Source organism: Mucilaginibacter sp. OK283 (assembly GCF_900110415.1).
In the GTDB taxonomy this organism is placed as follows: domain Bacteria; phylum Bacteroidota; class Bacteroidia; order Sphingobacteriales; family Sphingobacteriaceae; genus Mucilaginibacter.
Window position 1 is genome coordinate 1 of sequence record NZ_FODR01000006.1, and the last position, 13,685, is coordinate 13,685.

12 protein-coding genes are annotated in these 13,685 nt (G+C 42.7%); 7 read left to right on the forward strand and 5 right to left on the reverse strand.

All coding sequences use genetic code 11. The annotated features are described in order from the left end of the window. Positions 1-131: 131 nt before the first annotated feature. Positions 132-839: an LOG family protein gene (locus BMX56_RS15035; RefSeq protein WP_090649563.1), complete on the reverse strand. Its 708-nt coding sequence runs from the start codon at positions 837-839 to the stop codon at positions 132-134. Between the two features lie 155 nt (positions 840-994). Next, complete coding sequence (locus BMX56_RS15040; RefSeq protein ID WP_090649566.1) at positions 995-2,497, reverse strand: sodium:solute symporter; 1,503 nt, start codon at positions 2,495-2,497, stop codon at positions 995-997. Positions 2,498-2,791: 294 nt separating this feature from the next. On the opposite strand from BMX56_RS15040, the gene recR reads away from it, so the two are divergent. Genes recR through BMX56_RS15055 form a run of 3 tightly spaced genes read left to right on the forward strand, consistent with a single transcriptional unit; the run spans position 2,792 to position 5,048 of the window. Further along, on the forward strand, positions 2,792-3,409 hold the full coding sequence (recR, locus tag BMX56_RS15045) for a recombination mediator RecR (RefSeq protein WP_090649569.1): 618 nt from the start codon (positions 2,792-2,794) through the stop codon (positions 3,407-3,409). Between the two features lie 3 nt (positions 3,410-3,412). Continuing rightward, a complete protein-coding gene (locus BMX56_RS15050; protein ID WP_090649572.1) occupies positions 3,413-4,246 on the forward strand; it encodes a glycosyltransferase family 2 protein in 834 nt (277 codons plus the stop codon). After that, the gene (locus BMX56_RS15055) at positions 4,233-5,048 is read left to right on the forward strand and encodes an SDR family oxidoreductase (protein ID WP_090649576.1); all 816 of its coding nucleotides are present in this window, start codon (positions 4,233-4,235) and stop codon (positions 5,046-5,048) included. The genes BMX56_RS15050 and BMX56_RS15055 overlap by 14 nt, the downstream gene beginning before the upstream one ends. A gap of 50 nt (positions 5,049-5,098) precedes the next feature. Here BMX56_RS15055 and BMX56_RS15060 read toward each other — a convergent pair whose 3' ends face one another. Next, positions 5,099-6,046, reverse strand: a complete 948-nt coding sequence (locus BMX56_RS15060) for an ion channel (protein ID WP_090649579.1) — start codon at positions 6,044-6,046, stop codon at positions 5,099-5,101. Positions 6,047-6,470: 424 nt separating this feature from the next. Here BMX56_RS15060 and trpD point away from each other — a divergent pair, with 424 nt between their 5' ends. From trpD to trpA, 4 genes are all read left to right on the forward strand, one after another. Next, positions 6,471-7,460 (forward strand): anthranilate phosphoribosyltransferase, encoded by a 990-nt coding sequence (trpD, locus tag BMX56_RS15065; protein WP_090649582.1) that lies wholly within the window; start codon positions 6,471-6,473, stop codon positions 7,458-7,460. Positions 7,461-7,462: 2 nt separating this feature from the next. Further along, positions 7,463-8,107, forward strand: a complete 645-nt coding sequence (locus tag BMX56_RS15070) for a phosphoribosylanthranilate isomerase (RefSeq protein WP_090649584.1) — start codon at positions 7,463-7,465, stop codon at positions 8,105-8,107. Next, positions 8,091-9,272: a tryptophan synthase subunit beta gene (trpB, locus tag BMX56_RS15075; protein ID WP_090649586.1), complete on the forward strand. Its 1,182-nt coding sequence runs from the start codon at positions 8,091-8,093 to the stop codon at positions 9,270-9,272. Before BMX56_RS15070 ends, trpB begins: the two co-directional genes overlap by 17 nt. 87 nt (positions 9,273-9,359) lie before the next feature. Beyond that, a complete protein-coding gene (gene trpA, locus BMX56_RS15080) occupies positions 9,360-10,130 on the forward strand; it encodes a tryptophan synthase subunit alpha (protein ID WP_090650417.1) in 771 nt (256 codons plus the stop codon). A gap of 244 nt (positions 10,131-10,374) precedes the next feature. Here trpA and BMX56_RS15085 read toward each other — a convergent pair whose 3' ends face one another. After that, a complete protein-coding gene (locus BMX56_RS15085) occupies positions 10,375-10,995 on the reverse strand; it encodes an L-threonylcarbamoyladenylate synthase (protein ID WP_090649588.1) in 621 nt (206 codons plus the stop codon). A gap of 357 nt (positions 10,996-11,352) precedes the next feature. Beyond that, entirely contained in the window at positions 11,353-13,524 is a 2,172-nt protein-coding gene (locus BMX56_RS15090) for an ATP-binding response regulator (protein ID WP_255369851.1), read from the reverse strand. Positions 13,525-13,685 lie beyond the last annotated feature (161 nt).

Here is a 13,685-nt window from a genome sequence, read left to right on the forward strand (position 1 = left end):
CGATTATACCTTTAAGATACAAAAAAAGGAGTAGAAACCGTAATTTCTACTCCTTTTTATCCCCTGTTTTCAGAAAGACTTTTTCAGTGCCCTCCTGAACCAAGGCGGCATTTTTCACGAATAAAATATCTTTAAAAATTCGGCTTCAACACATATTTATTGTAAAAACGGGTAATATGGTCAACTGCTTCTTCGGCGGTATCAACTACGCGGTAAAGCATCAAATCATCGGGGTTAATGTTATGCTGATCGGCTAACATTTTTTCTTCTATCCAGCTAAATAAGCCTTTCCAGTAATCAACACCCACAAAAATAATAGGGAAGCGCGCAATTTTACCAGTTTGGATCAACGTCATGGCCTCGAAGGACTCGTCCATTGTTCCAAAACCGCCGGGCAAAATAATGAAGCCTTGCGAGTATTTCATAAACATTACTTTGCGTATAAAAAAGTAATCAAACTCCATGATCTTATCCCTGTCGATATATTTATTGTGGAACTGCTCAAACGGCAGTTCGATATTTAAACCTACCGATTTGCCACCTGCTTCGTAAGCGCCTTTGTTGGCTGCCTCCATGATACCTGGTCCGCCGCCAGATATTACGCCATAACCATGCTCGGTAAGCAGGCGGGCGGCTTCTTCGGCCAATTGGTAATATTTATTATCATTATGTGTACGTGCCGATCCGAAGATGGATACACATGGGCCAATTTTGGCCAGTTTTTCAAAGCCGTCAACAAATTCGGCCATTATTTTAAATATCTGCCAGGAGTCTGTAACTTTTATTTCCTGCCAGTTTTTGTTTTCAAATGCTTGTCTTATTTTATCGTCTCCGGTCATATCCTTTTTTTTAGCAGTCCGGAAGTCCGAAAGTCGGGAAGTCCGGAAGTAGTTAGTTTTTTAGTTCTTTAGTCCGGAAGTCCGAAAGAAGGAAAGTCCGGAAGTATTATTTAGTACATCGAATTTATTATTATGTTTTTGTTGTTGCTTTCCTTTTACCCCGTTACAACTTTCGGACTTCCGGACTTCTCGTCTTTCCGACTCGAGCTCAGCAACAAGCCGACAAAGGTAATTAATCCGTTAACAATGATGAGCTCATTGCTAAAAACATATCCGCCCAAAAGTGATTTTGATTCGGCATTTAAAAAGTAGCATATAGCAGGCGATGCCACACAAATAAAGGGAACCAGCTTATCCCTCACCTGCCTGTTACTTACAAATAAACCAAACGAATAAAGCCCCAATAACGGGCCGTACGTGTAAGATGCAACTGCAAATATAGCGCTCACCACCGCATCGTTGTTAATAGCGTTAAATATCACAATGGTTAAAAACATCAGCCCCGAAAATGCAATATGCACTGTATGGCGTGTGCCTACCTTTTTTTTGCTGTTAAGATCGGTGCTTTTGTTGAAGCCTAAAAAGTCTACACAAAAAGAGGTAGTAAGTGCCGTAAGAGCCGAATCGGTAGTGGCAAAGGTAGCCGCTGTGAGCCCCAGCATGAAAACCATGGCCGGTACAATACCCAAATGTTGCAGGGCGATGGTTGGGTACAGGTAGTCTGTTTTATCCACATGTATGCCGTATTTGCTGGCATACATCCAAAGCAAAGCGCCAACACTTAAAAAGAAAATATTGATGATAACAAATACCCCGGTAAAACTGAACATGTTTTTTTGGGCTTCCTTAATGTTTTTAAGGCTCAGGTTTTTTTGCATCAGGTCCTGGTCAAGCCCCACCATGCCAATGGTAATAAATATGCCACCTAAAAACGCTTTGGTAAAATGGAATTTGCTGCTCAGGAAATCATTAAAGAAAAATATTTTGGCATAACTGCTGTTTTTAATAGCATCGGCAGCCTCAAAAATATTCAGGTGCAGGCTGCTGCAAATAAAGTATATCGACAGAAATACGGATAACACGAGGAAGAAAGTCTGTAAGCTATCGGTAATAATAATGGTTTTTAATCCCCCTTTAAATGTGTACGACCAGATAAGGACTAAACAAATGAGCACCGTAACGGCAAAAGGAATATGATAACTATCAAAAATAAATTTCTGTAAAACAATAACCACCAAATACAACCGGAAGGATGAGCCGATAACCCTGCTGATGAGGAATATCCCGGCAGCGGTTTTATAGCTCCAGGTGCCCAAAGCCCCTTCAATATAACTGTATATTGATGTGAGTTTTAACCGGTAATAAAGCGGAAGCAATACGGTTGCAATGATGAGAAAGCCCGCAGCGTTGCCCAGCACAAACTGGAAGTAGGAAAACTGATCGCCGGAGGGCGCGCCAACTTTGCCCGGTACCGAAATAAAGGTTACACCACTCAGGGCGGTGCCAATCATCCCGAAGGCTACCAGGTACCATTTAGAGTTGCGGTTGGCCACAAAAAAGGTATCATTATCTGATGCTTTGCGGGATGTAAGCCAGGATATAACCAGCAACACTAAAAAATAACCGATAATAAATGATAATAGTACCCCTGGCGACATAGATGTTTTATTAGTCCGGAAGTCGGGAAGTCCGAAAGTCCGGAAGTAGCTCCGAAAGCCGGAAATATCCGTAAAATCCGAAAGTGAGTTGCAAAGTACAGAACAAATTAACTATTCACAAACTTTAGTCCGAAAGTCGGGAAGACGGGAAGTCAGAAAGTGGGAAAAAGGCCCAGAAGTCGGAAAGTAAATTGCATAGCGCAGAAGAAATTATCAAAATACAAACTTTAATCTTTCGAACTTTCGGACTTTCCGACTCTCCCAACTTCCCGACTTATTCCTTAACTTCGCACAATGAATTTTTCGTCCAAATTACTGGAAAATGCTGTAGCCGAATTTGCCAAATTACCCGGGGTAGGTCAAAAAACCGCGCTCAGGCTGGTGCTGCATTTGCTAAACCAGGATAAACAGGATGTAGAACGATTTAGCACCACCGTGAGCAAGTTGCGTAACGAGATTATGTTTTGCTCGGTTTGCCACAACATATCCGATCATGCCGTTTGCGAGATTTGCTCGTCGCACAAGCGCGACCGCAGCCTTATTTGCGTGGTTGAGGATACCCGCGATGTAATGGCTATTGAAAATACCAACCAGTACAATGGCGTATATCACGTATTGGGTGGCTTAATATCGCCAATGGATGGGGTAGGGCCTTCGGATTTGCAGGTAGATACTTTGGTTGAACGCCTGAAGGAAAACGAAGCTAAAGAGATCATTTTTGCCCTTAGCGCTACCATGGAGGGTGATACCACTTTGTTTTATTTAAACAAGCGCATAAAATCTTTCCACATTACCATATCAACCATAGCCCGTGGCATAGCCTTTGGAGGTGAGTTGGAGTACGTAGACGAGATCACCCTCGGGCGGTCTATCGCTACACGTGTTCCGTATGAAAATTCATTGTCAAAGTAAGGTATGAAACTCTCTGTCATCATTGTAAATTACAATACCTGTGATATGCTCAGGATAGCGCTTAATTCGGTAATAAGGGCCGCTGTGGGCATTAATTACGAGGTTTTTGTGGTGGATAATGCCTCGGCAGACAAATCTGTAGAGATGCTAAGCGGTGAGTTTCCTGATGTTAAAGTAATTGCCAACACCAGCAACCAGGGGCTGGCACAAGCTTATAACCAGGGAATTAAAGAAACTACCGGAGAGTATATTTTAGTAGTCAGTGCGGATACAATTACAGGCAAAAAAACTTTTGAGAAGGCGCTTGAGTTTATGGATGCACATTTGGATGCCGGAGGGATGGGTGTACGGATGATTACGCCCGACGGCCGTTTTCTTGCCGAATCAAAACATGGGTTTACCGAGCCCTGGGCGGTGTTTTTTAAACTGACAGGCCTGGCCAAATATTTTTCGAAATCGCGCCTTACCGATGTACAGCGTAAAGATTGGGTGGAGGAGTTTCAAACTTCAGAAACCGATGTGCTGAATGGCGCTTTTATGCTGATGCGTAAAGAGGCTATTGATAAAGCCGGGATGTTTGATGAGCGTTTTCATACCTATGGATATGATATCGACCTGAGTTACCGCATCAGGCTTGCCGGGTTTAAAAATTATTACTTTCCCAAAACGTATATCATTAACTTTAACAGCCGTAATAATGTGAAATTTAGCTGGGATTATCTTAAGGAATTTTATGGTGCGATGATTATCTTCGCCGCCAAATATTTATTTAAGGTGCCCGAAATTAAAGTGGAGGGTTTGCCGCAGCTATTCCCTTCAACTTATGAAGTTAAATGATAAAGTTATAGTAATAACCGGGGCATCATCCGGCATCGGAAAATCGTTAGCTATTGAATGCGCTAAACGCGGTGCAACTGTGGTTTTGGCAGCCCGCCAATATGTAACCCTTTGCGTAATAACCCAGGATATTGAAAGACGCTACCAAACCAAAGCCCTGGCTGTACAGTGCGATGTAACTATCGAGGACGATTGCGCCCAGTTAATTAAACAAACCCTCATTACTTTTGGAAAAATTGACGTGTTGATAAACAATGCAGGCATATCTATGCGGGCGTTGTTTAAGGATGTTGATTTAAAAGTACTCAAGTCATTAATGGATGTAAACTTTTGGGGTACGGTTTATTGTACCAAATACGCGCTGCCCGAAATTGCCAAAACCAAAGGTAGCATAGTAGGGGTATCATCCATAGCGGGCTATAAAGGCCTTCCCGCTCGCGCGGGATATTCTGCTTCAAAGTTTGCCATGAACGGTTTTTTGGATGCTTTGCGCGTTGAAAACCTGAAAACCGGTGTCCATGTATTAACCGCTTGTCCCGGCTTTACCGCATCAAATATCCGCAATACCGCCCTTAACAAAGAAGGGATAGAACAGCGCGAAAGCACCCTGGAAGAAGATAAAATGATGACGGCCGACCAGGTAGCCAGAATAATTGTAAATGGCATTGAAAACCGCTCACGCACGCTGGTTTTAACCCTGCAGGGCAAACTTACAGTATTGCTTAGTAAGCTACTGCCAGCCTTTTTAGATAAGATGGTTTATAATGTTTTTGCCAGGGAAAAGAACCCGCTTTTGAAGTAGTGAGTGGTGAATAGCCAAAGCTGATCAAATTATCCATTCACCACTCACTATTAACCATTCACCAATTCATAAGTACTTATCTTACTCATATCCAAAATAGCCTGTCCGTCTTCATCACGATGAAATACAGGTACAAATTTGGCGCCCCAAACTACGTCCGAATAAATGTAGGATGTTCGGGAATGTACAGTTTGTGAAAAAGTATCATCAAAGGTTTTAAGGATGACGGATAAACTGGCCTGTTTAGCTTCCAATTCCTCCTGGGTCATGTCTTTTAACGGGCTGTTTTCATCAAGGGGGTGCACCACGGTCCAGTTTACTGTCAAAATGCTCACAAACTTTCGTTCCAGTTCCAGCTGAAAAAACTTGCGAATCACCTTGCCGTTCACTTCTTCGTTATAGCCAAATACAACCTCAATCTCGAGGTCTATCAATATATTACGCCTTAAATTGGCCAGTCTGAACATTAACCCCCAACCCTTATCGCGATAAGGAGCAACCAACACCTTATCACTATACAATATTTTAGCCGATGGCCTGGAGAAGCGCCCGTATAATAAGCCTGTAGCTAAGGCAAAAGCTAATAAGCCCATCATCGATTCTAAAGCGGCCACACTGTTTGCGGCCATTCCCTTCGGACTGATATGGCCATAACCAACAGTCGAAATGGTTTGCGCCGAAAAAAAGAAGGCATCCATAAACCTGTCAAACCCGGTATTGCCACTCCGGCCGTCAAGCACATCGGTACCTAATGAAACATATATGCATGCAAATATGATGTTGGCTGTAAAGTACCCGCTAAAAACAATGAGCCAAAACTTTCGCCAACTCATGGTAATAAGCGAGTGGTAATTGTTTGCAGTAGAAAAACGCGGCAGACCGGTACGCTTTACGTTAATAGATCCATCTTTATTGATAACAGGCTGGCTTTTTACTACAGGCTGGGTGCCGAAGCCAAGGTCATCCTCGGGGTTTATTTTTTCTTGATGTATAGCCATTTTTTTAATTAGTGAATTATTGATTTAGTGAATTATTGATTTGGAACGCAGGTTAATATGTTGATAATCCATTAAATCAATTATTAAGCAGTTGAGTGCTTATTGCAAAGTTTCATTAAATTTTCCTAATTCACTAAATCAATAATTCACTAATTCATTAATTAAATTTATCTGTTTGTTTTTATAAAAACTATTTCCATATTTGTGGCATAAATGAAAACGAACGCATTAAACAATAACTGGTGGTGGCTTAACGAGATATCGTAAGGCAATTCCGTGTTTGTTTAAAAAATATATTCAAAGGAAGGGTTGCCATACGGTAACCCTTTTTTTATTAGCCCCCCGGCCCCCTGAAGGGGGAGGGAAAAAGTCGGGGGCTAGGTAATTAACAATTAAAAAGTACCCCTTTAGGGGGCCAGGGGGCATGAAACAGATACTTAATCATCTATTCGAACACAAAACCTTTAGCCGGGAGCAATCAAAAGGGATTTTGATAAACATAGCTCAGGGTAAGTACAACAACTCGCAAATGGCCGCGTTTATGACGGCCTATTGCATGCGCAGCATTACCGTTGATGAGCTGGAAGGCTTTCGCGATGCCATGCTGGAACTTTGCCTGCCTATTGATTTGCAAACCGGCGAACTGATAGATTTGTGCGGAACAGGCGGCGATGGTAAGGACACCTTTAATATATCCACCCTTGCGTCCTTTGTGGTAGCGGGAGCGGGTTATAAGGTGGCTAAACACGGTAACTACGGTGTATCATCGGGTTGTGGCTCGTCAAACGTGATGGAGTATTTGGGGTACCAGTTTACTAATGATGCTGATAAACTGAAACGCGGAATTGACAAAGCCAACATCTGCTTTTTGCACGCACCGCTATTTCACCCGGCCATGAAAACGGTGGCGCCCATCCGCAGGGAGTTGGGGGTGAAAACGTTTTTTAACATGCTTGGTCCGCTGGTAAATCCGGCGAAGCCTGAAAATCAACTGGTTGGTGTTTTTAACCTGGAGCTGGCAAGAGTATATGCATACCTTTATCAAAAATCGGCCACTAAATATACCATAGTGAATGCCTTGGAGGGTTATGATGAGGTTTCACTTACCTGCGATTTTAAAACCTTCTCTGCTGAGGGAGAAAAGATTAATAGCGTTGAGGCCCTGGGCTTCGAAAAGCTTGATCCATCGGAAATTGCCGGCGGTGATACTGTAAGTGCCTCTGCATCAATATTTAGCAGCGTACTTAATGGTGATGGTACCAACGCGCAAAACAACGTAGTGCTATCAAACGCTGCCCTGGCTATCAGGACTATCAACCCCGAAAAGACTTTTGCCGATTGTTTTTACGAGGCAGAAGAAGCCCTGCTGAGCAAAAAAGCACTGAACAGTTTTAACCTGCTATTGCAAAACTAAACATGAAGATAAAAGTTTGCGGTTTAAAAGATCCCGAAAATATTGAAGCGGTAGCCGCATTAAAACCCGACTACCTGGGCTTTATTTGCTACGGGCTTTCGCCCCGATATATCGGTCAATTATCTGCAGAAAGTTTAAAAAAAATACAAAAAAACATCAAAAAAACAGCCGTTTTTGTGAATGAAAGTGCAGAAATAATCGATTCTTTGATAGATGCGTACGGTTTTGATGTAATACAACTGCACGGCGACGAATCGCCGGAATTTAGTCACAGTTTTCGGGACAGGGTTACCGTGTTTAAAGCTTTTGGGTTGGACGGAAATTTCGATTTCGGCCAGCTCGATAATTACATAAACAAAGTAGACTATTTCCTGTTCGATACAAAAACTGCTGCCTATGGTGGCTCGGGTAAAACTTTTGACTGGGGGATGCTGGATAATTATAAACTGGAAGTCCCCTTCTTTTTATCGGGTGGAATAAGCCTGGATAACCTGGAAGAAATTAAAAAGATTAATCACCCGCAATTTTACGGGGTTGATTTAAATAGCCGTTTTGAAATGGCGCCCGGTGTTAAAGACACCGGTAAACTAAAACAAGCATTTGATATCATCAACAATCAAACTATTACAGATGAAATACGGAGTTAACGAGCAAGGTTATTATGGCGATTTTGGCGGCGCCTACATCCCCGAAATGCTTTATCCAAATGTTGAGGAGTTAAGGCTTCAATATATCAACATTATTAATGATCCCGGTTTTAAAGCCGAATTTGACGACCTTCTGAAAAACTATGTGGGCAGGCCTTCGCCGCTATATCATGCCAAAAGATATTCGGAAAGGTATGGGGCCAACATATTTTTTAAACGCGAGGACCTGAACCACACCGGATCGCACAAGATCAACAATGCTATCGGGCAAATTCTGCTGGCTAAGCGCTTAGGGAAAAAACGTATTATTGCCGAAACCGGCGCCGGGCAGCATGGTGTTGCCACAGCTACTGTTTGTGCCCTGATGGGTATTGAATGCGTGGTTTACATGGGCGCAGTTGATATGGAACGCCAGGCTCCCAATGTATCGCGTATGAAGATGCTGGGCGCTACGGTAAGGCCAGCTACATCGGGCAGTAAAACCCTGAAGGATGCTACCAACGAGGCCCTGCGCGATTGGATAGGCAACCCCGTTGATACCCATTACATCATCGGATCGGTGGTTGGTCCGTATCCTTTTCCGGATATGGTTGCCCGCTTTCAATCCGTGATATCCGAAGAAACTAAAAAACAGTTATTGGAGCAAACAGACAACGAGTTACCTCAATACGTAATGGCTTGTGTAGGTGGCGGCAGTAATGCCATGGGCATGTTTTACCATTTTTTGGACGACGAAGATGTGAAACTGGTTGCCGTTGAAGCGGCAGGTAAAGGTGTCGACAGCGGCCACTCGGCAGCAACCACCTTTTTGGGGCAGGAGGGTGTACTGCATGGCAGTCGTACCATTCTGATGCAAACACCGGACGGGCAGGTGGTGGAGCCATACTCCATATCGGCTGGGCTGGATTACCCGGGTATTGGTCCGCAGCATGCGCATTTGTACAAAATAAACCGCGCCCAGTACACCAGCATTACCGATGATGAGGCCTTACAGGCAGGATTATTATGCTCGCAAATGGAAGGCATTATCCCGGCCATTGAAACAGCCCACGCACTGGCACAACTGGAAAAGATGACATTTAATGCCGATGATAACGTTGTTATCTGTATCTCGGGCCGGGGTGATAAGGATTTGGATACTTATATTAAATATTTCGGGTATTAATTAGTCGATGGTCCATGCTCGATAGTCCATGGAGGGAAATAAAATAAACAAAACCATGGTCTATGGACTATGGACAAACAAAATACAATGAACCGCTTAAACAAGCTTTTCGCTACCAAAAAAGATAATTTGTTATCTATATACTTTACTGCGGGTTATCCTGCCTTAAACACCACCGTTGATATTGCCGAAGCTTTGGAAAAAGCCGGCGCCGATTTCCTGGAAATTGGTTTCCCATATTCAGATCCCGTGGCCGATGGCCCGACAATTCAGCACAGCTCTGAACAGGCTTTAGAAAACGGGATGACCCTTAACCAACTGTTTGAAGAATTGGGCGAACTACGCAAGCGCGTTACTATCCCCATTTTATTGATGGGCTATTTTAACCCTATAGTACAATACGGTATCGAACGTTTTTGCAAAAAAGCAGTTGAATTGGGCGTTGATGGCGTAATAGTGCCCGATTTGCCCATGTATGAGTATGAAGCTAAATACGCCAATTATTTTACAGATAACAACCTGAGCAATATTTTCCTGGTTACTCCGCAAACATCCGAAGACCGCATTCGTAAAATTGACGAACTGAGCAACAGCTTTATATACCTGCTTTCATCATCTTCCATCACTGGCGGCAGCCTGCAGCTAACCAACAGCATTGAAGATTATTACAAGCGCATTAAAGCCATGGAACTTAAAAACCCAACTATCATTGGTTTCGGTATATCGGACAACAATACTTTTAAACAGGCATGTGCTTATGCAAACGGTGCTATTGTAGGCAGTAAGTTTGTAAAGTTGCTGGCCGAAGAGGATTATATGGGGAAGATACCGGGGTTTATTAAGGGGATAAGGCCGTAAGGGACAACACACTTTTTAGTCGTCATTGCGAGTGATCACCATGTAAAACCTGAAAAAATCGTTATGACGCGCAACGGATGGGTTAAACGAGTATTCTAAACTACCGTCATTGCGAGGTACGAAGCAATCCCTAACAATCTGGGACTTAGCATGTAGAGGATTGCTTCGTACCTCGCAATGACGGTGGTTTAGGGTATGTTACCGGCAACGACGTAAAATATCTTTATGTCGGGTGACAGCGCACCTACAAATACATTTCCAAATCCCCCTTACCCTCACGAATTACCTCAAACTCGCCATTGGTACAATCGACAACGGTCGAGGCTATGTTATCACCATACCCGCCATCAATCACTATATCAACAAGGTCTTCGTATTTTTCGTGGATCAGTTCCGGGTCGGTAGAGTATTCGATGATATCGTCGTCGTCGCGGATAGAGGTGGATAGGATGGGGTTGCCTAATACACGTACAATTTCGCGGGCAATATCGTTGTCAGGAACACGGATACCAACCGTTTTTTTGTTGCTGCTTAATAGCTTGGGCACCTTATGGCTGGCGTTAAATATAAAGGTAAACGGGCCTGGCAATGCTTTTTTAAGAACACGGAATGTTGTGTTATCTATCGGTTTAATATAATCAGATATGTGGCTTAGATCATAGCAGATAAATGAAAAATTAGCCTTCTCGGGTTTAATATTCCTGATTTTGCAGATGGCTTCGATAGCTTTATGGTTAGTGATATCGCAACCAAGCCCGTAAATGGTATCTGTAGGATAAATGATCAATCCGCCTTTGCGCAGCACTTCAACAACCTGCTCTATCGCTTTAGGGTTCGGGTTTTCGGGATATATTTTAATGAGCATATTTAATAGACAAATATACGCTGAAGTAGTTTAAAAAATGTATGGTTATATAAACAACGAACGTAAATGTGTTACCGTCCGAAGTTATATAAATCGAACAGTGTGATTTAATTGCAAGTGTGTGTACTGGTACGGCATGAAACGCCCTGAAACACCCTGGTACTGGGTGGTACACTACCAATGGTTAATGTTTTTAACCCGGGGTAAATTTCGGATTTAGCCGAAGTATTGCTTAGTTAGTGACGCAAAGGGCGACTTATGATCAAAAAGGATTGTTTGTTAAACCCATAAATCTGCCACCCTGCAGGCAGCCACTCAAGGCGCTAATGGGGATTTGAGGGTACTCAAATTCTACCATCAATGCAAGTTTCCCGCTTGCGGTTTCAATACCTTAACCAGTTTGCCTACCAGTTGTGTATCTACAACAGATTTTTCAATAATATCAACAAAACCCATCTTTAAATACATTTCCGCATCTGCCGTCGATCCGCCTATAGCAATTACAGGTAACTTATTGCTGGAGGTGGTTGATTTTTTTATAGCCGTCAACAATTCGGCAATAGCTGTTTCGGGTGCAGGCACGGCTGTAAGCACAACGTTTACATCGTTTTTGCCAATTATCTCTGATGCTTGTTTTGCGTTGCCTGCCTGTAAAAAATTAACATTCCACCGGGCCAGTATCATTTTTAACGACATCAAGTCAAGCTCATTGTCGTCAACTGCCAAAATGGTAATACCATTCAATAACAACGCAGGGTCAAGTGTGTCGGGTTTAACAACAGCCGTGGTATTGCTTTTTTCATACGGAATGGTAAAACTAAACGTAGTGCCTGCTCCGGGTTTGCTATCTACGGTAATATGCCCGTCCTGCAGCTTTACCAGTTGTTTGCAAATAAACAGGCCCAGGCCGGTACCCGCCTTTCCGTTTGATGAACTGGTTTGATAGTATTTTGAAAACAAATTGGACTGCTGATCCGGGCTAATCCCATCCCCGGTGTCCCTGACATCAACAATCAGCTTATTTTCCGGGCCAACTAATTCGGCCATTACCCTGATGCCGCCTTCTTTTGTGAATTTAATGGCATTGCTTAGCAGGTTAACCATAATTTGTTTAAGCCTAAGGCTATCACCCAATAAAATCGCGTTTTTGTCGCCTTTAAAATGGTAATCTAACGTTAACCCCTTTTTAGTTGCGCCAAACTCCATGCTTTCTACAACAGTTTTTAATGCATCATCGGGATTAAAAGGTTCGGTACTAATTTTAAATTCGCTGTTTTCCATTTTTGCGGCATCCAGCGTATCGTTAAGGGTACGCAGCAGCATATCCGAAGAGTGATTGATAGAATCGAGCATGTCGGCCTGTTTTTTAGCCAGGTTGGTTTTACCAAAAATGTAAAGGAAACCCCTGATGGCGGTAAGCGGGTTACGTACCTCGTGGCTCATATGCAAAAGCAGATCCATCTTTTGTTGGGCAATGGTAACCGATTGTTCAATCTCTTTATGTAGCAGCAGTTCGGCCCGGTTAAGCTGTATGATGAATATAATGAGCAGGGTGGCAAACACCAGCACCAGGAATAAAGCAATAAGTGAGAAGTTATTTAACAACCCTGTAGTTTCCTGGTAGTTTTTAAACGACATATCCCTGAATTCGTTGGTCACGTTGTAATTTATCTCCTTCATATCGTTAATAATGCGTTCCAGTTCATTACTGATATGTGAGTTCAGGCCAATCAGCTCGCGCTGCATCGTTATTAACTTTAGGTTTTGTTGCTGCAATTGTTTCAGGCTGTTGGCGTAAGCTTTCTGATCCTTAGTTAACAACTTTTGTGTGGATGCATTAACCTCCTTTAAATTGTTGCGATGGTTAATCTCTATTGCTGATATCGCCCTGTCGTCTTTATCGTTAATGGCATCTTTAATTCGTTTAAAAAGCCCTCTTTTTACTACCGGTGTGGTGTTTTTAACAGTATCTGTACTGGTTTTAAATGATTTATTTGCATTGCGCGAAAGTTCCTGAGCGTATTTACCAGCTTCGTTATTAAAAGCAGCATAGGCGGTAAGCAGCGAATCAAAATTGTGTTTAAGCCCGAAGAGCTGGTTAGATAGGGCTAGCTTTTTTTGATACCACGACTTTATTTTATTGCTTTGGATAATGTTAAGGTTGCTTGTATCGGCATCTGCTTTAAGCAAAGTATCCAGCTCGTTAAATGCCGATGTTAGCTTTGTTTTATAATCGTCGCTATTTTTACTGTTAGTATTGAGTAAGGATGCCTGGAAATCATCTTCGGCCTGGTGCAGTAATAACAATATATGTTCGGGATGGTGATTGCCCTGGCCCATATTGTTGGCCAGTTTAGAAATATTCTCTAATTTTTTAGTGATAGACCTGCGAACGATAAGCGCTGTTACAGAAAAAATGATGGCGAAGGCAAGGAACGCAAAAAGAATTTTTCGGGCTAAAGTTTTGGTATACGTTGTCGGCATAAAATCGCGTTTGGCACAAAATACATGGTATAGTTTGGCGGGCAAAATTATCAAAAATTAAGCGCATTTAATTGATGATGTTGTTAATGACCAGGAAGCATTTAATGACGTGTTTATTTTTTAACTGTGAGCGGGCGTGTAATGAAGAGTTTGTCGAAGGGGGGTGTGGAGAGGCCTTCGCCCGCAATGCTTCGATAGGCTACCTA